Source organism: Flavobacterium sp. PL12, from assembly GCF_039123485.1.
GTDB lineage: Bacteria > Bacteroidota > Bacteroidia > Flavobacteriales > Flavobacteriaceae > Flavobacterium > Flavobacterium weaverense.
Genome location: NZ_JBANDI010000036.1, coordinates 1 through 26189 on the forward strand (window position 1 = coordinate 1; position 26189 = coordinate 26189).

Consider the following 26189-nt stretch of genomic DNA (forward strand, 5'->3'; position numbering starts at 1 on the left):
CTCTAACTATGATTCAATATATTAATAAGTTCATATTTAACAGACCAATAAATAATATTAAAATACAAATCAATTAATTACACCCAACGGGTTAAGAATACTTGAATGAGCCTTAATAGAGGACTTTCTAACTTATAATATTCAATTTCTAATTAAGAAAGTGATTTCGTTCCAAACTTCGAAGCTCTAGAAGGATGATAGATAAAGAAACATGACTTGTCTTTTATCATACTAATAATCTCTTTAGATAATTCATTAGGAACAGCAGGACAACCTTGACTTCTTCCTAATCTATGGTTGTTTTTTATAAAAGAATCTGAAACATAATCAGCTGCATGCATAACCACGCCTCTTGCTCTTGCATTATCATTCACTCCTTTTTCTAAACCATCAAGACGAAGTGACATTCCGTGTTTACCATTGTAAATTTCGCCAGTAGAATAAAATCCTAAACTACTTTTAAAAGATTCATTAGCATTTGAGAAATTAGAGGCAAATTCCTCACCCGTATTTCTTCCATGAGCTACTAAAGAATTAAAGAGTACATCTCCAGTAATTAAATTAATAACCCAAAGTCTTTTTGTATTTGAAGACATACTAAAATCGATTATAGTAAGAATGTCTTTCTTGATTAAGCCTTTTTCTTTTAAAGAATAATATCCCTTTAAAGCAACGGCAAAGCTTTCTAATTTTGGTAATGCAAACTTTTTAGAGTGTAAATTACTGTAAGCAGTTTCAATTTTAGCTTCAACAGTAGTTTCTAAGGTTTTAGCGTAAACGGTGGGTTTTGAAATCTTCGTATCAGAAGATATTGTGTTGTTAGGAATAACTGAAGCAAGTACAAATAAAATAGTAGGAATTATTGTATAAATCATTGATTTTCTTTTAGTTACTAATTAACTCGGGTTGCAAACGTACGGTAAAAAATAGAAATGAAAATCTATTTAACAGAACTTTATTCTTCTTATAACGAAAATTATGATTTATTATTGAGTTAAACACCTTTAAATCTGATATTCTTATGTTAATTTTATTATTTTTGTTTCGATTCAACTACTAAAATATGTCATATTTTCGCTATCTAAGCCTGCTTTTTTTACTATTATATAATTTTAATCTTTACAGTCAAAAAAAGACACTCCAAGCTAAATCTACGACAGAGGACATAACCATCGATGGTAAATTAAACGAAGAAATTTGGAAATCAGCTGCTGTTGCTTCAAATTTTGTAATGTTCGAGCCAGATAATGGAAAGCCAATTAACGAAAGTAAAAAAACAGAAGTAAAAGTGTTGTATGACAATGATGCGATCTATATATCAGCGTTATTATACGACGATGAACCTAATAAAATTAAAAAAGAGATTACGAATAGAGATGTTTTTGGAGTTTCTGATCATTTTTCTGTTTACATAAATGGATTCAATGACGGACAACAAGATTTTAGGTTTTTTGTAAGCGCAGCCGGTGTTCAAATGGACTGTTTAGCAACTGAAGATTTCGAGGATTTTACATGGGATGCAATTTGGGACAGTGAAGTATTGCTGACAGAATTTGGTTGGGTCGTTGAAATGAAAATTCCTTACGCAGCTTTACGTTTTTCTAAATCACAAAAACAAACTTGGGGCTTAAATTTTATGAGAGAAATTAAGCGCGATGTTCAAAAATACACTTGGAATCATATCGATACTAAAATTGGCGCCGTGATACCTCAAGCAGGAATTCTTGAAGGAATTGAAAATATAAAAACCCCTACTCGACTTTTCTTAATACCGTATACTTCGGCTTATTATCAACAGAGCGACATTGGTTCTGACACTACTTTAAAAGCTGGATTAGATATTAAATATGGTATCAATGACTCATTTACATTAGATGCGATTTTAGTTCCTGATTTTGGCCAAACAAAATTTGATAATGCGATTTTAAATTTGCTTCCTTTCGAACAAAAATTTGAAGAAAACAGACCTTTCTTCACAGAAGGCACTGATTTATTTAATAAAGGTGGCTTATTTTATTCTCGAAGAATTGGTGGCGAACCAAGCTCTGAACCTGAAACTGCTACTAATGAAGAAATTACTAATTATCCCAGCACTGTTAATTTACTAAATGCTGTAAAAATATCGGGTAGAACAGAAAATGGATTGGGCATTGGCTTTTTGAACGCTGTTACCGAAAAAACTAAAGCAACTATATTTAATAGCGATACTAACGAATCGCGTAAAGAGGTTATCGAACCACTGACCAATTATAATATGATAGTTCTTGATCAACGATTTAATCAAAATTCGTCCGTATCCTTTATTAATGCCAATACGACACGAAATGGAAATTTTAGAGATGCTAACGCCACCGCATTGGTTTTTGATTTGAATACAAAAGAGAACACTTATAACTTATATGGAGATTTTAAATTTAGCCATGTCAACACAATAAAAGATTACAATGGCTACAAAACAGCCTTAAATTTCGAAAAAACAAATGGAAGATATCGTTATTTACTTTCCGGAAAATACATTTCAGAGAACTATGATATTAATGATTTGGGGATAATTTTTTATACTAATTACCATGGTGCTCTGGCAAATGGGAGTTACCGTATTTTAAATCCTACTAAAGTATTCAATACTCTAAAAGTTGAACAAGAACTAAATCTAGAAATTCAAAACACTACCGGAAAAGTTCAAGAAGGTTGGTATAAAACAGTACTTAAAGGAACTTCCTTGGGCAATGATTATTTTGAGTTAGGAATAATTATTAACCCATTAAAAACATTTGATTTCTACGAGCCAAGGGAGTACGGAAGATATGTTTATGTTCCTAAAAGAGTCGCTTCTTACTTTGGTTTCGAATTAAATAGAAACAATGCTTTAACATTAGATATGACTTTTAATTTCACAAAATTTGATGAAGATAAAAGATTGACGCACGGATTTTATGCCAGTCCAAAATACCGCTTCAATGATAAACTATCTCTTGCTTATGCCTTAGAATATACAAAAATGAAGAACGATCGTGGATGGGTAGATTTTGATAATTTAGGAACTGTATTTACAGAAAGAAATCGAGAAATCTTGCAAAATGATCTTACTGGAAAATATTCTTTAAATAATAAAATGACCATCAATTTGACGGCACGATACTATTGGTCATATTCTAAAAACCATGATTTTTTAACTTTACAAAACAATGGCTATTTGACGCCAAACACAACTTACAACTTAAACAAGGATAGAAATTTTAATTCTTGGAACTTTGACCTATCCTATTCTTGGTGGTTTGCACCAGGAAGTGAGCTTTCTATTTTGTATCGCAATTATGGCTTAGAACGCGCTTCTACAGTAGAAAAAGATCTTTCAAGAAATCTTAAAAATATATTTAATAGCGATCTAACCAATGTGCTTTCAATAAGCGTTCGCTATTTTATAGATTACAACTCTGTTAAAAATAAATTTTAATTTAATACTAAAGTGTAACATTCAACTGAAAAGCGAGTCTATTAAAACAAACTATTCAGTAAACTGGTCTTTTCTTCCTTTCGCGCTATTTTGGTTTTTTCATAAATACATCAATCAATCAAATCAATCGTGTCATGAAAAAGTATCTCGTAACAATTTCCCTTCTATTTTCGCTCTTTGGCTACAGCCAAAAAAAAGTTTTAAAAACTAAATTCATTTCTGAAAAAATTGAAATTGATGGAAAATTAGACGAAAGTATTTGGCAATCAGCGGAAATTGCAACCGACTTTATTATGTTTGATCCTGATAATGGGAAAAAGATTCCAGATAGCAAGAAAACTGAAATTCGGGTTTTATATGACAACGATGCCATCTATATAGGTGCGATGCTATATGACGAAAATCCACAAAAAATATTAAAAGAAATTACGCAGAGAGATAATTTTGGGACCTCTGATTTATTTGGCGTTTTCATTAATGGATACAATGACGGTCAACAAGATTTTCAATTTTTTGTTAATGCCGCAGATGGTCAAGCAGATTGTATTACTACAGATACTAATGGCGAAGACTACTCTTGGGACGCGGTTTGGAACAGTAAAGCTGTAATTACCGATAAAGGTTGGGTTGTAGAAATGCGCATTCCATATGCTGCACTAAGATTCTCTGGCGAAAGTAAGCAAACTTGGGGACTGAATTTCTTTAGAGAAATTAGGCGCGACAGACAAAAATATACTTGGAACTTCATCGATTCAAAGCTTGGTACTTTTACCCAACAATCAGGGGTTTTAGAGGGAATTGAAAATATAAAACCTCCTACTCGACTATTTCTTTTACCTTATTCATCTTTTTATGGGAATGCAAATTCTCGTCAAAAAACAACTGGAACGCTAAAAGGCGGTCTTGATTTAAAGTACGGAATAAATGATGCTTTTACACTTGATATGATTCTAGTTCCTGATTTTGGACAGACAAAATACGACGATCAAATTTTAAATTTAGGACCATTTGAGCAACAGTTTAATGAGAATAGACCGTTTTTCACAGAAGGAACAGATTTGTTTAGTAAAGGAAATTTAGTGTACTCTCGAAGAATTGGAGGAAATCCATCCGTTTATCCCACTGTTGAAGCTAACGAAGAAATCATCGATAATCCTGCAAGCATCAACCTCGTCAATGCATTAAAAATTTCGGGGCGAACTAAGGATGGTTTGGGAATAGGGATACTAAATGCAGTTACCGAAAAAACATCAGCAACAATACTAAACAACGACAACAAAACGGTTAGAAAAGAAGTAGTAGAGCCACTCTCTAATTATAATGTTTTAGTATTAGATCAGCGCTTTCGCAAAAATTCCTCAATAGCGTTTGTAAATACAAATGTTACGCGAAACGGAGGATTTAGAGATGGAAATGTTAGTGCATTAGTTTGGGATTTAAATACCAAAAAAAATACCTACAGCCTGAATGGTGATTTTAAATACAGTTACATTAATGCGCTAGAAAATAAAAAGGGAATCAATTCTCAATTAAACTTTTCAGAAACAAGTGGAAAATATCGCTACGGAATTGGCGCCGACATTACTACTAAAGATTTTGACAACAATGATTTGGGAATTAACTTTGAGACAAATTATTACAGCTTTTACGGTAACACAAGTTATAGGATTTTAAATCCAACTAAGATTTTCAATAGTTTCACTGCAAGGTTAAATGCTTATTCACAATTTCAAAAAGAAACTGGAAAAATTCAGTCTGGAGATATTAATTTCCAAATTAATTCGAGCACTAAGAAGAATCTTTCTTTAGGTATGGGACTAAATGTGAATCCGCTTGAAACGTACGATTATTATGAATCCAGAACAGCTGATCGTTTCTTGATCACTCCAGCAAAAATAAATATGTCTTTATACATTTCTACTGACTATAATAAAAGTTTTGCTGTTGATTTTAATCCTTCTTACCAAATTTATAAAGAGGAAGGCCGAAATTCTTATGGCTTTGCTTTTGGTCCTAGATATCGTTTCAATGATAAAATATCGATAAATTATATTATCAATTTTTACAGAGACAATAACGATAAAGGTTTTATTGACCGTTTAAAGGACGACTTAGATCCAGTAACTCCAGCAACCATTATTTATGCAAATAGAAACGTAATTACGTATGCTAATAGTTTCTCTGGAAAATACTCTTTAAACAGTAAAATGTCCTTCAATCTATCTTTAAGACATTACTGGTCTTACGCTGAAAATAAAAATATTTTGTCACTACAACAAAATGGACGATTAGCTGATTACACTGGTTATACCGTAAATAAAAATTCAAGTTTCTATTCCTGGAATACAGATTTATCATACTCATGGTGGTTCGCTCCTGGAAGTCAAATATCAGTTTTATATCGCAATAACGCTGGTGCATTTGAAAGAGATATCAATAAAGATTTTAGAAACAACGTCACTAATTTATTGAACAACGATGCTTTGAGTCACGTTTTTTCAATAAGCGTACGCTACTTTATAGACTACAATCAGGTTAAGAATAAATTCTAAATGCATTAACTGTAAAAAAGAGAAAAGCTAACAATCAAATGTTTATTTTTCAGGCCTGTTAATCTCTGAATCAACAATAGTTAAAATGAAGTGACTTCAATTTTTAGAAATACTTTATCTTTGTTTAAAATAACTTTGCGATGAATAAAAAAGTAATTCTTATGATTTTGGACGGTTGGGGAAAATCTCCTGATCCAAAAGTTTCAGCAATTGACAACGCTAACGTACCCTTTATAAATAGCTTATATAGAAATTATCCAAGTGCTCAACTTCGAACTGACGGTTTGAATGTGGGACTGCCTGAAGGGCAAATGGGAAATAGCGAAGTCGGACACATGAATCTTGGTGCCGGCCGAATTGTTTATCAGGATTTAGCTAAAATTAATTTGGCTGTAGCCAATGACACCTTAGCAAAAGAGCAAGTATTAATAGACGCTTTTACATATGCAAAGGCTAACAATAAAAAAGTACACTTTTTAGGACTTGTTTCAGATGGTGGCGTTCATTCTCACACCTCTCACTTACGTGGACTGATTGATGCAACGCAACAATACGGACTAGAAAATGTTTTTGTTCACGCCTTCACCGATGGTCGCGACGTGGATCCAAAATCGGGTAAACATTACATTCAAGATTTACAAGATTATATTGCTAATACTACTGTAAAATTAGCGTCGATAATTGGACGTTATTATGCTATGGATCGCGACAGACGTTGGGAACGAGTAAAATTAGCTTACGAATTATTAGTAAACGGTGTTGGAACTCATTCAAAAGATGCAGTTGCATCAATCGAGGAAAGCTACGAAGTAAATGTTACTGATGAATTCATTCACCCAACAGTTATCGTCGATGATGCTGATAAACCATTAGCTACTATCGAAGAAGATGACGTTGTTATTTTCTTCAACTTTAGAACAGACAGAGGGCGCGAATTGACGGAAGTTTTAACACAGATAAATTGTCACGAACACAATATGCATAAACTTAATTTGTATTATGTAACGCTGACAAATTATGACGAAACGTACAAGAATGTAAAAGTTGTTTACAATAAAGATAACATAACAGAAACGCTTGGTGAGGTTTTAGAAAAAGCAAATAAAAAGCAAATTAGAATTGCTGAAACAGAGAAATATCCCCACGTTACCTTTTTCTTTTCTGGTGGACGAGAAATGCCATTTGAAGGAGAAAGCAGGATATTAAAAAACTCGCCAAAGGTTGCAACTTACGATCTACAGCCAGAAATGAGTGCTTATGAATTAACAGATGCTTTAGTTCCTGAACTTTATAAAGGAGAAGTCGAGTTTGTTTGCCTAAATTTTGCAAATGGTGATATGGTAGGACATACTGGAATAATGAGCGCTGCAATACAAGCTTGTGAAGCCGTTGACAATTGTGTAGAAAAAGTAATTACCGCTGCTTTAGCTAATAATTACACAACAATTATCATTGCAGATCACGGAAACTGTGAAACAATGATTAATCCTGATGGAAGTCCTAATACGGCTCACACGACAAATCCAGTCCCAATCATATTAGTCGATAAAGAGTTGAAACAGATTCACAATGGAGTTTTAGGTGATATAGCTCCAACAATCTTAGAATTGATGGGAGTTGAAAAACCTGAAGTAATGAGTTGTCATTCCTTGCTATAAATAATTTATAAATTAAAAATGCTGTCTCAATAGGACAGCATTTTTTTTTAAAAAAAATTTAGTTTTAAAAAATTAAACGTAGCACATCTAAATTCTGTGAAGGAAATTATTTAAGATTTGTCAAGTTTGAAAAAATAATAAAGAAAAAATACAATAGAGCTTTTAAATAAATTTCTCAACAAAATAAATCAATAAACCAACGAATCCGCCAACTACAGTTCCATTGATTCGTATGAATTGTAAATCTTTACCAACTTCCAACTCTAATTTATCAGCTATTTCTTTTTTGTCCCAACTCTGAACAGAGGTTGCAATTAAGTCTCCAATCGATTTTTTATTTCGAAGTAAAACACCTAACAAATCAACCTTTATAAATGTATTGATTTTCGTTGTCATTACAGTATCATTTTGAATTGTGTCACCAAAGTTCATAATCATACTTGTCAAATTTAATTTGATTTTAGAATCGGAACCTTTATCCAGATCAGTCGTAACATTATCTTTTATTTCCTGCCAAATCGATCCAATATAATTTTGAACTTCTTCTTTTTGTGTAAACTCAGTTATCAGCGTGCTGATTTTCTGCTGCATTTCTGGTGAGTGTTTTAAATCTTCTATAAAATTTAAAATGTATAAATTTATTTTTTGGCGGATGGAACTATCGTGCTCCTTTGCCATTTCTAAAAATTCATAAAGTCCATTAAAAACTCCATCAGCAATTTTTTTATCAGCAACACCTAATGTGTACCACGGTGTCGCAGTTTTAACTTTTTCATTGATATCTAACCTATTTGCCTCCAGCTCCGTCGCTAAAACAGTTAAAACCTCAGTAATTAATTCTGATTGTTTTTCACTTTTAGATAAAGATTCTAAAGCAACTGCAACCCATTGACCAAAATTCAATTCTTGCATTTTACTTTCAAATTGTCGTTGTATAAAATTCTTTACATCGGCATCATCAATCGTTTTTAGAATTCCTGGAATAACGTTTTCAACAACTAAATCAGAAATTGTAGCCGCATTTTTACCCTCTTTGATCCAATTTGTTGCTTTGGTAGCAAAATCAAATTCGTCTAATTTAATTTCTAACTTTTCCTTTATTAAAAATTCATCGGATACAAAACTTCCTAAATTTTGTCCAATACTATCTTTATTGTTTGGAATCAGAGCGGTATGCGGAATCGGAATTCCTAGTGGATGCTTGAATAAAGCTACAACTGCAAACCAATCGGCAATACCACCAACCATAGCAGCCTCACTAATTGCTTTAAGCCAAGTTATCTTATAATGATGCGCTACAAAAAAGCAAATCACTGCCAACCCTAATACACTAAGGGCGATGCTTTTCATTCTATTTAAATTCTTTTTTTTAGTTTCAGTACTATCCATTAGGTGTATTTCTGTTTTTAGATGGCACTAATTTAGTGATTTGTTTTTATAACGATTAATTCATTTTGTTACTTTTTCTCGAAAAGGTCTAAGAAACGCTTGCGTTTTATAATTAACCAAACTCACATAAATAATTATAAAATCGTACTTTTGCCAACTGAAAAACAAGAATTATGATTATTGTAAAATCTCGTGAAGAAATAGAATTAATGCGCGAAAGTGCGTTAATCGTATCAAAAACTTTAGGAATGGTCGCTTCTGAAATTAAAGAAGGAGTTACTACTTTATATTTAGACAAACTAGCAGAAGAATTTATTCGTGATCACGGAGCTGTTCCAAGTTTTCTTGGTTTATATGATTTTCCAAACTCACTTTGTATGAGTCCGAACTCACAAGTAGTGCACGGAATTCCTAATAACAAGCCATTGGAAAGTGGTGATGTTATTTCTGTGGATTGTGGCGCTTACAAAAACGGATATCATGGTGATCATGCGTATTCATTTGAAATTGGTGAAGTCGCTCCAGAAACCAGAAAATTACTTCAGATAACCAAAGAATCTTTATTTGTTGGAATCCGAGAATTAAGACTTGGAAATCGCGTGGAGGATGTTGGTAATGCAATTCAGAAATACACAGAAGCTCATGGTTATGGTGTTGTACGTGAATTAGTAGGACACGGTGTTGGCCAAAAAATGCACGAAGATCCTGAAATGCCAAATTATGGTAAAAAAGGAAGAGGAAAACTGTTTGTTGAAGGAATGGTGGTTGCTATCGAACCGATGATCAACCTTGGGACAAGAAACATCAAACAACATAAAGACGGCTGGACAATCACCACAGCTGATGGAAAACCAAGTGCGCACTTTGAACATGACGTTGCTATTATTGATGGAAAACCAGAAATTTTATCCACTTTTGCTTATATCTATAAAGCTCTAGGAATCGTCAGTAATGAGGAAGATGAGTTTAGAAAAGTGCCTTTAGTAATTTAATTACAGACACGAATTTCACAAATTAGCACAAATTAATAAGTATATAAATTTCACAAAAAAAATTTAAGTATGAGTGATATTTACTTAAAAGAACAATCCTATAAAATTATTGGTATTTGCATGGAAGTTCACAATATTTTAGGCCGCGGTCATAGTGAAGTCGTTTATAAAGATGCGCTAGAATATGAATTAAGAGTAAATGGAATTCCATTTGAAAGAGAAAAAATATACGAAATCTTATATAAAGAAATTATTTTACCTAGAAAGTACGTGGCCGATTTTGTTGTTTACGATGAAATAATTTTTGAAGTAAAAGCAATTTCACAACTAACTAATAGTGACACGAAACAAACATTAAATTATTTGGCATCGTCTAAAAACAAGTTGGGACTTTTAGTGAATTTTGGAGAAGACAGCTTAAAATATAAAAGAATTATTTTATAATTTAAATTCGTGAAATACATTTCAAAATTTATAATTTGTGCTAATCTGTGTAATTCGTGTTTAAACTTTACCCTATGAAATCTGTTTTTAAATTAATCCTCAACACAATACCTCGACCATTACTTATTCGTTTAAGCTATGTGGCGCGACCAATAATCGCTTTTTCTTTAAAAGGAGATAAATACACTGACCCTATTGATGGGAAAAGTTTCAAGTCAATGCTACCTTACGGATACGAAACGCAGCGAAATAACGTACTGTCTCCAAGTACACTTTCTTTAGAACGACACCGTTTATTATGGTTGTATTTAAATGAGCAAACTGATTTTTTTACTTCTAAAGAGAAAAAGAAAGTTTTACATTTTGCACCAGAACAAGCATTCTATAAATTATTTAGAAACCAGAAGAACATAGATTATACAACTACTGATTTATTTTCGCCTCTAGCGGATGTAAAAGCAGATATATGTAATTTACCTTTTGAGGACAATCAATATGATGTTATACTTTGCAATCACGTTTTAGAACATATTCCAGATGATACTAAAGCAATGCAAGAACTGTATCGCGTTTTAAAACCAGGTGGAATGGCAATTTTGCAGATTCCTCAGGATTTATCAAGAGCAGTTACATTTGCTGACGATACTATAACCGACCAAAAAGAGCGTGCTAAAATTTTTGGACAATACGATCATGTTAGAATATACGGTCGTGACTATTTTGACAAGTTAAGAAGCATTGGATTCAAAGTAATTGAAGAAGACTACACTAATAAAATTGCTCCTGAATTAGTAGAAAAATATTGTTTAGCTAAAGGAGAGGTTATTCCCGTTTGTTTTAAATAAGATTCATCAAAACCTGCTAATAGTCATTGATAGTAGGTTTTTTTATGACTTTCCTACAGAAATTTTACTTTTCTTCAGGCATTAAAACACCAATCACTTTATCTTTTGAAAGGAACTTTTTAGCAATATCTTGAATGTCTCTTACTGTGATTTCTTTGACTAAATTTTCGTAATTTAAAATATCTTCAGGATTAGTTTGATTGTTATAAGATGAAATAAAATTTGATAACCAATATCTATTTTTCTTAATATTACTTCTGTAGTCTGATAATTCACCCTCTTTAAATTTAGCAAGATCTTTTTCAGTAGGTCCATTTTCAATAATGTTCTGAACTTCTTTCAATGCGGATGCTATTAATTTTTCGGTATTCTCTGGACCACACGGAAAACCGATCGTAAAATTAAAAGATTCATTAGGAACCTTTGTCAAATTACCTCGTGCTGAAATGCCGTAAACGCCACTTTCATTTTCGCGCAACTGTTCAATTAGTTTAATCGTTAAAACCTCAGCAAGCGCTTCAATGGTCAACGCATCCTTATCTGAATATTCAGCATCACCGTAATACATAATGAGCACATTACTTTTAGGATCAGTTCCTTTATTCACGACCTTTTTAAAGTCTCCTTTAATCATTCGATATCCCAAATCCATTGCCTTTTCTCTTTTGTCAGAAGCTGGAAGAGATGCTAAATACTTTATGGAGAATTCTTCAATCGTTTTATCATCAATATTTCCCACAAAGTAAAATGCAAAATCAGCAGCGTTCGCAAATCGCTCCTTGTATTTAGTGTATGCTAATTTATAGTCCATTTTTAACCATGTTTCAGCTGACGGAATAACTCCATTAAATCGGGGATTTTGCTTATTTAAAAACGTGTAAAATTCTTGCTGGAAATAAAAGGTAGGTTGGGAAGCAAGATTCGAAAAAATTGCGGATTGCTTTTGTTTAAAACCTTCAAAAGCAGATTCATTAAAATTCAAATCAGTAAAAAAAGCATGTGTCATTTGGAATAGATATTCTAAATCTTTAGGGGTCGTAATTCCTTTCAATCCCTCATTAAAAATCCCAACATATGGTTGAACGCTTGCCAGTTTTCCCGCCATAAACTTATTAATATCATTCAATTTTAATCCTGAAAAACCAGCCTCAGTAAGCGCAGCATTAGCAAACTGAACTTTTTTCATGTCTGCATTGGAATACATATTGCTTCCTCCAAAACTAATTGCTTCAAACAATACCTCATCATTTTTAAAATCTGTATTCTTATAAGTCACTTTTACTCCATTTGATAAAATCAACGTTTTTGTTTGAATTTTAGAATTGCTTTCCCTTCTTACAATCACTCCTGGTACAATATCATTTCGAATTAAACTCTTCGCAATTACTACGTCTTGGTAAGGCTTAAGCTCTTTTGTGTCAATTTTTAAAGCTTCTAAAACCTCTTTTTCTGTTATATTTTTTACACCATCTTTTTCTGGACCAGTCAAAATGACGACACGGTTATCTTCTTTTAAATAATCGTTTATTAAAATATTCACATCCGTCAATGTGATCAGAGTTAAAATTTGTTTCATTTTTTCATAAGTCCATTCAACTCCCGGCGCGGGTTTACCTTCTAAAAAATTAGCTTGGTATTCAGTAGCATAATTTTCTGAATTCAACTTATCTCGATCGTTATAGGCTTGTTCAATGGAAGAACTAAATTCATTTTTGGCTCGCTCTAATTCTCCAGCTGTAAAACCAAATTTTCGCACTCTCTCATTCTCCACAACTAGGGAGCGAAGAGTGGCTAAATGCTGATTTTCTTTCGAAGTCGCCGCAGATTGATATCCTTTTTTGTTTCTAGCAAAAGTATCTCCGTAAGAAGAATATCCCGAAATAAAAGGCGCAGCAGCAGAATTAGTCAGTTCGTCTAATCGATTATTTAAAATTGTAGAAAACAATCCTTGCTCAATATAATTTTTAAAATCTCCAATGTTTACAATTGCTTTTGGCGCAGAGTAGTCTTTATAAAGCAGTAAAACTTGAGAAGCTGAAGCTTCATTATCACTTTCTATAGCTACAAATGTTTCAATGTGATTAGGAACTTCAAAAACCTTTCTCCTTTTTGCATTTGATGGGTTTTTATATTTTGAAAAATGAGAAATAATTTTATTTTCCATTTCCAGCACATCGATATCACCCACAACAATTACACTTATTAAGTTGGGACGATACCAATGTTTATAAAAATCAATTAAAGATTTATGTTGAAAATTTTCTAATATTTCTTTTTTTCCGATAGGCAATCGTTCTGCATATTTAGAATTATACATCATCTTTAAAAGATAGCGAGACTCCATTCTTTTCTCCGCTCCTAAACCCAACCGATATTCCTCTAAAACAACACCTCTTTCTTTATCAATTTCTTCTGCAGTTAGAACAGTATTAAAGGCCCAATCTTCAAGGATTTGAAATCCCTTTTCTAACTTTTCTGGACTATCGGAAGGTATTGGTAAAAAATAAACAGTTTCATCAAAACTCGTGTATGCGTTTAAATGTCGGCCAAATTTCACTCCAATACTCTGTAAATAATCTACCAACTGATTCTTAGGAAAATTCTTTGTTCCATTGAAGCACATATGTTCAATAAAATGCGCTAATCCCTGCTGGTCAACATTTTCTAAGATCGAACCTGCATTTACTACTAATCGCAGATCTACTTTATTTTCGGGCTTGGCATTTTTCTTGATATAATAGGTCAAACCGTTTTCAAGCTTTCCCATTTTTACTGTAGGATCTAATGGAATCAGTTCTGAGTAATCTATTTTCTGAGCAAAACAAGCGAGCGGAAATATTAAAAGAGCAAAGAATGAGCGTATCAATAGTTTCATAAGAGTAATTTATTTGAGCAAAAATCTGATGCCAAGAAACAAGTAGCAACAATATTACGTTATAATGAATGAGTATTACATCAAGAAAATTAGAATTTTATCGAAATTAAATTAATAAGTAATAAATCGAAGCATTCCTTATATTTACCAAATAATAAGCACGAAAAAATGACAAAAATATTTTATAAAATAACGCTTCTTTTATTCTTTGTTAGCAGTTTTACTTTTGCGCAAGCGGAGAAAGAAATAACTCCACCCTATAATATTAAGACCGTATCATTTATACAAAATGAGCAAAATATAGTTCCTATTATAAATTTAGGTGAAGGATTCCAACTTCAATTTGATGATTTATTTGGCAACGAAGCTAATTATTATTACGAAATTATTCATTGTGATTATAATTGGGTTCCTTCAGGATTACCAAAAAACGAATATTTAGAAGGTTTTGACAATCAGCGTATTCAAAACTATAGTAACTCATTCAACACATTACAGATATACTCTCACTACAAATTAGCAATTCCAAATCAGTTTACCCTACAATTAAAGATTAGCGGTAATTATATGATTAAGATTTTAGACGAAAATAAAGAAATTGTTTTCTCAAGAAAATTAATTTTAGTGGAAGATTTAGTCACAGTTCCTGCTCAAGTTAAAAGAGCTAGAACTGCAAACAGCATGGATACTAAACAGAATTTAGAATTTACAATTAGATCTAAAACTATAAATTTTCAAAATCCATTAAAGAATGTAAAAGTTGTTTTACTGCAAAATGGACAGTTTAACTCTTCTATTCAAAATGTCGCTCCTCAGTATACAATTGGTAACGAACTCATTTATAAGTACGACACACCAACTCAGTTTTGGGCTGGAAATGAGTTTTTATATTTCGAAAATAAAGATATTAGATCAGCCGCAAACAATGTAGCAAAAATTGATTCTGACACAGCTATTTATGGTTCGCGATTATACACAAGCGCAGCTAGGACAAACTTTCCTTATTCATTTTCGCAAGATATCAATGGAAATTTTGTTGTTAAAAATATTAATGCCTTTAACAGCGAAATCGAATCAGATTATGCTTGGGTTTATTTTAGCTTATCGGCACCGACTTTTTCATTGAATAAAGACATTTACGTAACTGGTATGTTCAACAATTATAGTTTGACAGATGAATATAAAATGGAATACAATGCTAAAAAAGCAACATATGAAAAGGCAATTCTAATCAAACAAGGATTTACTAATTTTCAATATACTGTTGCTGATAATAAAGGCATGATCGATGGTGAAAATTCAATCGATGGTAATTTTTACCAAACAGAAAATGAGTACACTATTTTAGTCTATTATCGAGAAGGTATTGATCGTTATGACAGAGTTGTTGGGAAAGGAATGGCAAATTCTATAAACAGCACCAACTAAAAATTCTTTTTTGAAAACTGACTTATCGACATCAATTTTTTGTAAATTTGACATTAATAAACCCAAATTCATTCAATCATTATGGTTTCTCAAATAACAAGAGGCATTAAAATATCAGTATTGACTAGTTTTGAAGGAACATACTTTAAAAACTACAAGATTCATTTTGCTTTTAGTTATCAAATAACAATTGAAAACCACAGCAAAGATTCGGTGCAGTTAATATCACGTCATTGGGAAATATTTGATTCTCTGAATGACATTCAAGTTGTAGATGGCGAAGGCGTTATTGGAAAAAAGCCGGTTTTGAAACCTGGTGAATTACATACCTATAGTTCTGGTTGCTTATTATCATCTCCATATGGAGCCATGAAAGGACATTTCAATATGATTAATTTCACATCAACTAGAAACTTTAAAGTAATAGTACCAGCTTTTAGGTTGAGCGCGCCATTTGCACTAAACTAGATTTTAGCAATTTTTTAAGGAGCTAATCCTGCTCTACATTTCAAGTTTTTATATTCTCGTTTATTTTTTTCTAAGTAAAATAAGAAGCTTCTAAAGTCGCTCGTATTTTACAAGAAAAAATATAACGGTGCTATAAAAAGCTTTCCACTACGATCAGGACTAAAACACGACTATCGATAAATATTGTGTTTACTTTAGCACTAAAAACATCATTTCTTTAAAGAATCCTTTGTACTTTTGTGTTTTAGATAAAAACACACAACGCATTATTCTAATTTTATAATTTTACAACTATGTTAAAAGGATTTTTTCATGTACCAAAAGCGGTAAACGAGCCTGTAAAAAGCTACGCACCTAACTCGCCAGAAAGAGTAGCTGTACTTGCAGCTTACAAAGAAATGTGGAACGCTAAAATTGACGTACCTCTTTACATTGGAAGCGAAGAAATTAGAACTGGAAATACTAAAACAATGTCAGCACCGCATGATCACCAGCATATTGTTGGTACCTATCATTTAGCTGAAAAATCACATATAGAAGGGGCTATTAAAACAGCTCTTACCTCTAGAACTGCATGGGCAAATATGGCATGGGAACAACGCGCTGGTATTTTCTTAAAAGCAGCTGAATTAATCGCAGGTCCATACAGAGCTAAAATTAATGCAGTAACTATGATTGCGCAATCTAAATCTATTTATCAAGCTGAAATTGATGCATCTTGCGAATTAATCGATTTTCTGCGTTTCAACGTAGAATATATGACACAAATTTATAGTGAACAGCCTAAGTCAAATTCAGACATGTGGAATCGTGTTGAGTACAGACCTTTAGAAGGTTTTGTTTATGCAATTACACCGTTTAACTTTACAGCTATTGCTGGAAACTTACCTGCAAGTGCCGCTTTAATGGGGAATGTGGTAGTGTGGAAACCAGCAGCAACTCAAGTATACTCTGCTAACTTATTAATGCAAATTTTCAAAGAAGCAGGACTACCTGATGGTGTAATTAATATGGTAATGGGTGACTCAGCAATGGTAACGGAAACGTTATTAGCAAGTCCTGATTTTGCAGGAGTGCACTTTACTGGATCAACAGGAGTTTTCAATGATATTTGGGCAAAAATTGGAACAAACATTAGCAAATACAAAACATATCCAAGAATTGTAGGAGAAACTGGTGGAAAAGATTTTATTATCGCACATCCATCTGCAAACTCTAAACAAGTATCAACTGGAATTGCTCGTGGGGCATTTGAGTACCAAGGTCAAAAATGTAGTGCAGCTTCTCGTGTATATGTTCCACAAAGTTTGTGGCCAGCGATTAAAAGCGAATTAGAAGCTGATTTGAAATCAATGAAAATGGGTTCTCCAGAAGATATGAGCAACTTTATTACTGCTGTTATCTCTGAAGCTTCATTTGACAAATTAGCAAAATTTATTGATCAAGCTAAAAAAGATACTGATGCTGAAGTAATCATTGGTGGAAACTATGATAAATCAAAAGGCTATTTCATCGAGCCAACAGTTATCTTAACAACAAACCCTAAATACACTACAATGGAAACTGAATTATTCGGACCAGTAGTTACTATTTACGTATATGAAGATGCAAAATGGGCAGAAACTTTAAAGCTAGTTGATACCACTTCTGAGTATGCTTTAACTGGTGCTGTTTTCAGTCAAGACCGTTACGCAATTGAAGAAGCTACAGTAGCCTTACAAAATGCTGCAGGTAACTTCTACATCAACGATAAACCAACTGGAGCTGTCGTAGGAATGCAACCATTTGGTGGAGCAAGAGGATCGGGAACAAATGATAAAGCTGGTTCTATGCAAAATTTATTGCGTTGGACTTCTGCAAGAACTATAAAAGAAACTTTTGTAACTCCAACAGATTACAGATATCCGTTTTTAGGAGAATAGTCATTGCGAGGAACGAAGCAATCACACTATAATTATCAAACCCCACAAGATTCAATTTATTTTGAATATTGTGGGGTTTATTTTTTTGTCATTGCCAGGAACGAAGCAATCCTGTATATTACAAACTAATTAGATTCGGTTTCTTCCTTTAAGTTAATTCCTTGGATGTTCTTTCGACTTTATGACTTTCAACTTTACGACTTATTAAACCACAAACTTCAGCGGCAAATGCACCACTTTCTTGGTTTCAAAAAACTCATTTTCGAAGAAATCAGCTAACTTATATTCTGTTGCTTTAGGGAAGTCTTTCAATTCTTCCGTTAAATCACCACCTTTCAAATACAGAATCCCATTTTTCAATTCGTGCTTATTGTTCTTTTTGATTTTGGTTTTAACCCAAGATACAAAATCAGGCATATTTGTGACTGCACGACTTACAATAAAATCAAAATCACCTTTTACATTCTCAGCACGAAGTTGTTCAGCCTTGACATTTTTTAATTCTAAAGCATCTACAACACCCTGAACCACTTTTATCTTTTTTGCAATAATATCAATCAAATGAAAACGAGTTTCTGGAAAAAGAATAGCTAATGGAATTCCTGGAAAACCTCCACCTGTACCTACGTCGAGTACATAAGTTCCTGGCTCAAATTTTATAATTTTAGCAATTCCTAACGAATGTAAAATATGTTTTGTGTATAATGCATCAATATCTTTTCTTGAAATAACATTGATTTTTTCATTCCAATCGTGGTACAAAAAATCTAGTTTTTCAAACTGTTCTTTCTGAATATCTGTTAAATTAGGAAAATACTTAAGAATCTCGTCCATCTTTTATTTTTTTAACAAAAGTAACACTTTAGAGTCGAAATATTTATCTCAATTTTGCATATCCAAAAATTTATAATAATTATCTTTGAAACTTATTACATACTTATGAATAATAACGCCCCAACATTTGCAAAGCAAGATAATCTGAAATTCTTCAGAACTCTTAACTCTCGGGTTAACAATTACTTTAAAGAAAACAAGATCCAAAAAACTGGAAATTGGAAGTTATACTTGAAAACTATAATTCTTTTTACCGTTTTTCTAGCGCCATACTTTTTAATCTTAACATTAGGTATGCCGTTTTGGGCACATTTACTGCTTACGATTGTAATGGGAATTGGAATGGCTGGAGTTGGAATGAACGTAATGCATGACGGAAATCATGGCTCGTATTCGAATAAAAGTTGGGTGAATAAATTCATGGGAGGAACAATTTATGTTCTTGCTGGAAACGTACATAATTGGCAAGTTCAACATAATGTATTACACCATACTTATACTAATATCCCTGGACATGATGAAGACTTAGATGCAGGTCGCGTAATACGTTTTACAAAAGATGCTAAATGGTATAATTTTCACCGTTTCCAACAATATTATTCTGTATTTCTTTACGGTTTGCTTACGTTTAACTGGGCGATCACAACTGACTTTAAACAAATGCGTAATTATCTAAAAAGAAAATTATCATACGGAGAACCTAAAAGCCCAAAAGTACTTTGGACCACTCTAATCATTACTAAAGTAATTTATGTTTCAATCTGGATTGTTCTACCTATTGTAATTGGAATCGCGTGGTGGAAAGTTCTTATCGGGTTTTTTGTGATGCATTATACAGCTGGATTAATTCTAAGTGTAGTTTTCCAGTTAGCGCATGTTGTCGAAGAGACTACAAATCCCTCACCAAATGAACTAGGAGAAATGGACAATACTTGGGCAATTCACCAATTGTTCACAACAACTAATTTTGCTCCAAAAAACAAAATTGTAAACTGGTATACTGGTGGTTTAAATCACCAAATAGAACACCATATTTTCCCTAACATCAGTCATATTCATTATGGTAAAATTGCAAAAATTGTAAAGGAAACTGCGCAAGAATGTAATCTTCCGTATTACGAATACAAGACAATGCGTAGTGCGGTGATCGCTCACTTCAAGCATTTAAAAGAATTGGGTATGAAACCCGCATTGTAATTATAATGCTGCATCAAAGACAGATAAATTTCAAGAAACTAAAAAACAACTAATATTAACCACCCTCGTTTTTTTACAGAGAATAAGGGAAATCAACACAATTTTAATGAGCAATCCACTTTCAGACAGGATTAACAACCTGGCTACATCACAAACATTAGCAATGGCAGCATTAGCTAGAGAGCTAAAAGCACAAGGAAAAGATATCATTAGTTTAAGTTTAGGAGAACCAGATTTCAATACTCCTGACTTTATCAAAGAAGCTGCTAAACGCGCCATTGATGAAAATTACAGCACTTACTCTCCAGTAGAAGGATATGTAGAACTGAAAGAAGCAATCTGTAGAAAATTTAAAAGAGATAATAATTTAGAATATAAACCATCGCAAATCGTAGTTTCGACTGGCGCAAAACAGTCTTTATACAACATTGCTCAAGTAATGCTTAATGATGGTGATGAAGTAATTTTACCTGCTCCTTACTGGGTTTCTTATTTTGAAATCGTAAAACTATCAGGTGGAGTTCCGGTAGAAGTTCCAACCTCTGTAGAAACTGATTTCAAAATCACGCCAGAGCAATTAGAAGCAGCAATCACACCAAAAACTAAAATGATGTGGTTCAGTTCTCCTTGTAATCCAAGTGGATCTGTTTACAATAGAGAAGAATTAACAGCATTAGCTAAAGTCTTAGAAAAATATCCTCATGTATATGTAGTTGCTGATGAAATCTACGAGCATATTAATTTCTCTGGAACTTTCTGTAGTATCGCATCAATTCCAGGAATGCTAGAAAGAACAATCACTGTAAATGGAGTTGCAAAGGCATTCGCAATGACAGGATGGAGAATTGGTTACATAGGTGGACCAGAATTCATTGCTAAAGCATGTACAAAAATTCAAGGTCAAGTAACTAGTGGAGCAAACAGTATTGCACAACGCGCAACAATTACTGCTGTAGACGCTGATCCTTCAGTATTAAATGAAATGGTTCAAGCTTTCCATAGTCGTCGTGATTTAGTGGTAGGATTGATTAAAGAAATTCCAGGAATGAAAATCAACGTTCCAGAAGGCGCTTTCTACGTTTTCCCAGACGTATCTTCTTTCTTTGGAAAAACATTAAAAGGAACATTAATTAAGGACGCAAACGACTTCTCTATGTATCTTTTAGGCGAAGCTAACGTAGCAACAGTAACTGGTGAAGCATTTGGTAATGCAAACTGCATCCGTTTCTCTTACGCAACGAGCGAAGATATCTTAAAGGAAGCTTTACGCAGAATCAAAGAAGCAGTAGCATAATTCAACTACATTTTCAAAATTTATAAATAGTTTAAGGTTAGAAGTTTTATCGCTTCAAACTTTAAACTATTTTTTTTGGGCGTAACCCTGCTTTCTCTCCCGAACCGTCGGGAAGAGAAAGCAGGGTCGGGCTGTCCGTTGCAATCTTTTGTATTATTACGCTTTCGCTTCATAATAAAAAAGGATTTTCACTACTATCCCTTACGCGTACCTATCTAAAATTATAGTAAGTTTTCTAGCTTTTTTAACTGACATTATTAGATCCTAATCAAGCATAAAAATAAATTATAAGATTAAAGCAATTAGCATTTTAAAGTAGCATTGCAATGATAAACTTCTTACGTCAAGTGCAGCAACTATAAGTACTTTTGTTTTTTGATTGTGCAAATATCATGAAATATCAAACACTCCACAATACTATAAATATTTTTTAAAATTGTGTAACACAATTTATTACAAGTTTCTCCAACTTTGTATTATACATTAATTAAAAAATTATATCATGTCAAACACAGATGAAACCACAAAAGAAATAGTTAGTACAGTAGAAGGATTAATTTCAATATTAGAAGATGGAAAATTAGGATACACTAATGCAGCAGAGCACGCAGAAGATGGATCAATAAAAACTGATTTTTTACAATATGCTCGTGAACGTTCTCTTTTTATAGTTGAATTACAAGACGAAATAAACAGACTTGGAAAATCAACTGATGAATCAGGTGGAGGAGCTTTAGGAGCTTTACACCGTACATGGATCGACATTAAAGCTTCGTTTACAGGCGGAGACACTGAGGCAATTATAAATGCTTGTATTACTGGTGAAGAAGCAGCAATTGAAAAATATGAAGAAGTTCTGAAAAAAGATAATCTTCAACCAGCTCAAACTGCTATGATTTCAAAACAATTGAACAGCATACAAAATACTTTAATGAAAATTAAAGCTAAAAAAATGGCTTAATTCTATTAACATCATTTTTTGATAAAAACCACTTAGTTCCTCAACTAAGTGGTTTTTATATTTTACACTGTTTCGAAAGTATTGAAGTATATTACAATCTCTATTTTTAAATTGATTAATTCTTAAAAATTACAGTATTCATTAGAAATGCTGAATAATAAATTAGACCTTTGCACACTTTTTTAGGGTAACTTCTAAAAAACTAAAGTTTTAAAAATTAACAATTTATCATCAACTAGATGAAAAAGAAAATAGAAATACTTGCTCCTGCAAAAGATTTAATTCACGGAATGGCGGCCATAAATAGTGGCGCCGATGCAGTGTATATCGGAGCACCACAATTTGGAGCTCGCTCTAACGCCACAAATTCTATCGAAGATGTAGCAGCCTTAGTAAAATACGCCCATTTATTTCATGCTCAAGTTTTTGTTGTGATCAATACTATTTTGTATGACAATGAGCTTGAAACGTGTCGTCAGATGATTTGGAAATTATACTATATCAAAGTTGACGCACTTATCGTTCAAGATATGGCGATAATGGAAATGGACTTACCTCCTATCGTTCTTCACGCAAGTACACAAGCAAATAATCGCGATGCTGACAAAATTAAATTTTTGAAAGATGCAGGAATGAAACGTGTCGTTTTGGCTCGTGAATTAAACCTTGACCAAATCAAAACAATTAGCGCAGCTTCAGATGTTGAATTAGAGTTTTTTGTAACTGGTGCTTTATGTGTTTCTTTCAGCGGAAATTGTTATATGAGTGTAGCAAACGGAGAGCGTAGCGCTAATCGTGGTTCATGTGCTCAAAACTGCCGCTTACCGTACAATTTAATTGATGGTCACGGAGAAACTTTAATCAAAAACAGTCACTTACTTTCGATAAAGGATTTTGATGTTTCAGAACAGATTCCAAATCTAATTGAAGCTGGAGTTTGCTCTTTCAAAATTGAAGGAAGATTAAAAGACATCGTTTATGTAAAAAATAATGTTTCCTATTTGAGGCAAAAATTAGATGCTTTCTTAGAACAAAACGAGAGTTATGCGAAAGCTTCTTCTGGAAAATGCACTTTCACTTTCGACTCTGCTTTAAATAAAAGTTTTAATCGAGGTTACACAGACTATTTTGTAAACGGAAGAGACCAGTCAATAGGTTCTTGGGAAAGTCCAAAATCAAAAGGACAATACATTGGTAAATTACTCAAAACAATTGGTAACGCTTACCAAATTGAAAACGGTGAATTACTTAACAATGGCGATGGTCTTTGCTACATAAATGAAAGCAATGAAGCGGATGGTATTTATGTAAACAAAGTCGAAAATGGTCTAGCTTATCCAAATGTTTTAAAGGAATTAAAAGAAGGAACTTTTATTTATCGTAACAATGACGCTGCTTTCATCAAAATTGTGGAGCGCGAAGATAGTGCGGTTCGAAAAATAAGCACGAGTTTGTTATTGACCGAAAATGAAAACGGTTTCGAATTAATCGCCACTGATGAAGACGGTTATGTGAGTACAGTGAATTTGGTACACGCCAAAGAGCAAACTAAAAACAAGGAATCTATTGCCGAAAACATAAAAACTCAGTTAGCTAAAACTGGTTTTACACCTTATGTTGCTGAAGACATAAATATTATGTTCTCAGAAAACTGGTTTCTACCTATTTCAAAAATAAATGAAATGAGAAGAACTGTTTTCGAACAGTTGTCAGAAATTCGTATGGCTTGTTATAAAGTTGAGGAACACCAAATGGTTAAAACGTCTCATCCTTATCCAGAAGCTAAATTAGATTTCATGTATAATGTATCTAATAAATTAGCCCGTAAATTTTACGAACGTCACGGCGTTACTGAAATCGAAAAAGCATTTGAATTGCAATGGGAACCAGGAAAATCTCGTGTAATGACAACGAAATATTGCATTAAATACGAATTAAAAAAATGTCCGATACATCAAAAAAATATAATGGGCGAAAAATTAAAAGAACCTCTCGTTTTAAAACAAGGCGAACTGGAATACAAATTAAAGTTCAATTGTAAACCTTGTGAAATGGAAATTTGGGAAAAAGATGCCGAATTCGAAATCGAAGAAGATCAATTCCATTAAAATAAATTAACCGATGCTTTAAACCAAAAGTCATCGGTTTTTTTTATTAATTTTGGGGTTCCAACTTTGTAATTGCGAAGAACGAAGCAATCACACTAATTTGCTAAACCTATATTCTTGCTAGTTAGAAAGAACTCATTTATAACAGCATAATAAAATCACACAAATGAAAATACTACTTCTAGGATCAGGCGAATTAGGTAAAGAATTCACCATTGCTGCACAACGCATCGGTCAGACTATAATTGCTGTTGATAGTTATGAAAACGCGCCCGCAATGCAAGTAGCTCACTCATTTGAAGTAATCAATATGCTCGACGGCGACGCTTTAGACCAAATCGTAGCAAAACATCAACCCGATTTTATTGTTCCTGAAATAGAGGCTATTCGTACTGAACAATTTTACAAATATGAGAAACAAGGAATTACTGTAGTTCCCTCGGCGCGAGCTGCGAATTTTACTATGAATAGAAAGGCAATTCGTGATTTAGCTTCTAAAGAATTAGGATTGAAAACGGCCAATTACCGCTACGCTACAACCGCTGCAGAATTGCAAAAAGGTGTCGAAGCAGTAGGAATGCCATGCGTGGTAAAACCTTTAATGAGTTCCTCTGGAAAAGGACAATCAACCATAAAAACTATTGATGATATTGAAAAAGCATGGAAATATGCTGTTGAAGGATCTCGCGGCGATGTGGTTGAAGTAATTGTTGAGGCATTTGTCAAATTTAATTCTGAGATAACTTTATTGACTGTGGTACAAAACGATAATCCAACTTTATTTTGCGCTCCTATTGGCCATAGACAAGAGCGAGGTGATTATATGGAAAGCTGGCAGCCAGCTAGAATTTCCGACAAGGACTTATATGAAGCTCAAGACATGGCTGAAAAAGTTACCGAAGCTTTAGGTGGTACAGGACTTTTTGGAGTTGAGTTTTTCTTGACTGATGATGGCGTTTATTTCTCTGAGTTATCTCCACGTCCGCATGATACTGGAATGGTAACTTTGGCGGGAACGCAAAACTTTAATCAATTTGAATTGCATTTACGTGCTATTTTGAGTTTACCTATTTTCGAAATTACATTAGAGAAAGCTGGAGCAAGTGCTGTAATTTTAGCATCTGAAAACTCACAAAATCCGACTTATTCTGGAATTGAAAATATAGCAGCATTACCCAAAACTGATTTCAGAATCTTTGGCAAACCTACTTCAAGACCGTTTAGAAGAATGGGTGTTTCTTTAGTCTATGACACTTTAGAAACTCCCATAGAAGAAATTGTTGAAAAAGCTAAAAAAGCAGCTACCTTAGTAAACGTAAAATCGTAATCATGAAAAAAATAGTATTAGCAACATTTTTATTTATAACTGCAACTATAAATGCTCAAGATAAAAAAGAAGAAATAAAGCCACAAATTGTTGAAGCCGCTTGCGGACAATGTCAATTTAATATGAAAGGTTACGATTGTGATTTAGCCGTTCGGATTGATGGAAAATCATATTTCGTGGATGGAACTTCAATCGACTCGCATGGGGATGCGCATGCTGATGATGGTTTTTGCGCTACGATACGAAAAGCGGAAGTAGTTGGAAAAATAGTCGACAATCGATTCAAAGTGACTTCTTTTAAAGTACTACCTAAAAAATAAAAAAAAATGGCTTGCAATAATCTGAGGGCACTGAAAAACATCGCAAATTTTGATTATCATCGTTTTTTAGACAATAAAAAAACGCTTGTAACAGGAATTATATAATCCGTTGCAAGCG

General features: G+C 33.1%; 19 protein-coding genes. 15 read left to right on the plus strand and 4 right to left on the minus strand.

Going from position 1 to position 26189, the window contains the following annotated elements; genetic code table 11:
- Window positions 1–152: 152 nt before the first annotated feature.
- Window positions 153–875, minus strand: a complete 723-nt coding sequence (locus RCH19_RS13800; RefSeq protein WP_343023704.1) for a murein L,D-transpeptidase catalytic domain family protein — start codon at window positions 873–875, stop codon at window positions 153–155.
- A 188-nt stretch (window positions 876–1063) separates the two neighbouring features.
- Between RCH19_RS13800 and RCH19_RS13805 the strand changes: the two genes are divergently transcribed.
- The 3 genes from RCH19_RS13805 (at window position 1064) to gpmI (ending at window position 7667) form a co-directional block, all read left to right on the plus strand.
- Window positions 1064–3457, plus strand: coding sequence for a DUF5916 domain-containing protein (locus tag RCH19_RS13805; RefSeq protein ID WP_343023705.1), 2394 nt, complete (start codon window positions 1064–1066; stop codon window positions 3455–3457).
- Between the two features lie 134 nt (window positions 3458–3591).
- Window positions 3592–6009 carry a DUF5916 domain-containing protein gene (locus RCH19_RS13810; RefSeq protein WP_343023706.1) on the plus strand — a complete coding sequence of 806 codons (2418 nt, stop codon included), beginning with the start codon at window positions 3592–3594 and terminating at the stop codon, window positions 6007–6009.
- 140 nt (window positions 6010–6149) lie between these two features.
- A complete protein-coding gene (gene gpmI, locus RCH19_RS13815; RefSeq protein ID WP_343023707.1) occupies window positions 6150–7667 on the plus strand; it encodes a 2,3-bisphosphoglycerate-independent phosphoglycerate mutase in 1518 nt (505 codons plus the stop codon).
- A gap of 162 nt (window positions 7668–7829) precedes the next feature.
- Here gpmI and RCH19_RS13820 read toward each other — a convergent pair whose 3' ends face one another.
- Window positions 7830–9017: a DUF445 domain-containing protein gene (locus tag RCH19_RS13820; RefSeq protein WP_343023708.1), complete on the minus strand. Its 1188-nt coding sequence runs from the start codon at window positions 9015–9017 to the stop codon at window positions 7830–7832.
- Window positions 9018–9229: 212 nt separating this feature from the next.
- Between RCH19_RS13820 and map the strand changes: the two genes are divergently transcribed.
- From map to RCH19_RS13835, 3 genes are all read left to right on the plus strand, one after another.
- On the plus strand, window positions 9230–10048 hold the full coding sequence (gene map / locus RCH19_RS13825) for a type I methionyl aminopeptidase (protein WP_343023709.1): 819 nt from the start codon (window positions 9230–9232) through the stop codon (window positions 10046–10048).
- 69 nt (window positions 10049–10117) lie between these two features.
- A complete protein-coding gene (locus tag RCH19_RS13830; protein WP_343023710.1) occupies window positions 10118–10492 on the plus strand; it encodes a GxxExxY protein in 375 nt (124 codons plus the stop codon).
- 74 nt (window positions 10493–10566) lie between these two features.
- Window positions 10567–11337 (plus strand): class I SAM-dependent methyltransferase, encoded by a 771-nt coding sequence (locus tag RCH19_RS13835; RefSeq protein WP_121924035.1) that lies wholly within the window; start codon window positions 10567–10569, stop codon window positions 11335–11337.
- A gap of 64 nt (window positions 11338–11401) precedes the next feature.
- Here the strand turns inward: RCH19_RS13835 and RCH19_RS13840 are convergent, their stop codons facing one another.
- Window positions 11402–14212 (minus strand): insulinase family protein, encoded by a 2811-nt coding sequence (locus tag RCH19_RS13840; protein WP_343023711.1) that lies wholly within the window; start codon window positions 14210–14212, stop codon window positions 11402–11404.
- A 168-nt stretch (window positions 14213–14380) separates the two neighbouring features.
- On the opposite strand from RCH19_RS13840, the gene RCH19_RS13845 reads away from it, so the two are divergent.
- From RCH19_RS13845 to pruA, 3 genes are all read left to right on the plus strand, one after another.
- Entirely contained in the window at window positions 14381–15640 is a 1260-nt protein-coding gene (locus tag RCH19_RS13845; protein ID WP_343023712.1) for a DUF5103 domain-containing protein, read from the plus strand.
- An 81-nt stretch (window positions 15641–15721) separates the two neighbouring features.
- Complete coding sequence (gene apaG / locus RCH19_RS13850) at window positions 15722–16108, plus strand: Co2+/Mg2+ efflux protein ApaG (RefSeq protein WP_343023713.1); 387 nt, start codon at window positions 15722–15724, stop codon at window positions 16106–16108.
- A 293-nt stretch (window positions 16109–16401) separates the two neighbouring features.
- Entirely contained in the window at window positions 16402–18030 is a 1629-nt protein-coding gene (gene pruA, locus RCH19_RS13855) for an L-glutamate gamma-semialdehyde dehydrogenase (RefSeq protein WP_343023714.1), read from the plus strand.
- Between the two features lie 204 nt (window positions 18031–18234).
- Here pruA and rsmG read toward each other — a convergent pair whose 3' ends face one another.
- Window positions 18235–18864, minus strand: a complete 630-nt coding sequence (rsmG, locus tag RCH19_RS13860) for a 16S rRNA (guanine(527)-N(7))-methyltransferase RsmG (protein ID WP_343023715.1) — start codon at window positions 18862–18864, stop codon at window positions 18235–18237.
- Window positions 18865–18969: 105 nt separating this feature from the next.
- Here rsmG and RCH19_RS13865 point away from each other — a divergent pair, with 105 nt between their 5' ends.
- The 6 genes from RCH19_RS13865 (at window position 18970) to RCH19_RS13890 (ending at window position 26071) form a co-directional block, all read left to right on the plus strand.
- Window positions 18970–20061 (plus strand): acyl-CoA desaturase, encoded by a 1092-nt coding sequence (locus RCH19_RS13865; protein ID WP_121924029.1) that lies wholly within the window; start codon window positions 18970–18972, stop codon window positions 20059–20061.
- 106 nt (window positions 20062–20167) lie between these two features.
- Window positions 20168–21355 (plus strand): pyridoxal phosphate-dependent aminotransferase, encoded by a 1188-nt coding sequence (locus RCH19_RS13870; protein WP_343023716.1) that lies wholly within the window; start codon window positions 20168–20170, stop codon window positions 21353–21355.
- Between the two features lie 502 nt (window positions 21356–21857).
- On the plus strand, window positions 21858–22316 hold the full coding sequence (locus tag RCH19_RS13875; protein ID WP_343023717.1) for a PA2169 family four-helix-bundle protein: 459 nt from the start codon (window positions 21858–21860) through the stop codon (window positions 22314–22316).
- A gap of 239 nt (window positions 22317–22555) precedes the next feature.
- On the plus strand, window positions 22556–24424 hold the full coding sequence (locus RCH19_RS13880) for a U32 family peptidase (protein WP_343023718.1): 1869 nt from the start codon (window positions 22556–22558) through the stop codon (window positions 24422–24424).
- Between the two features lie 166 nt (window positions 24425–24590).
- Window positions 24591–25751, plus strand: coding sequence for a formate-dependent phosphoribosylglycinamide formyltransferase (gene purT, locus RCH19_RS13885; protein WP_343023719.1), 1161 nt, complete (start codon window positions 24591–24593; stop codon window positions 25749–25751).
- A gap of 2 nt (window positions 25752–25753) precedes the next feature.
- Window positions 25754–26071: a DUF6370 family protein gene (locus tag RCH19_RS13890; RefSeq protein WP_343023720.1), complete on the plus strand. Its 318-nt coding sequence runs from the start codon at window positions 25754–25756 to the stop codon at window positions 26069–26071.
- Window positions 26072–26189: the final 118 nt, after the last annotated feature.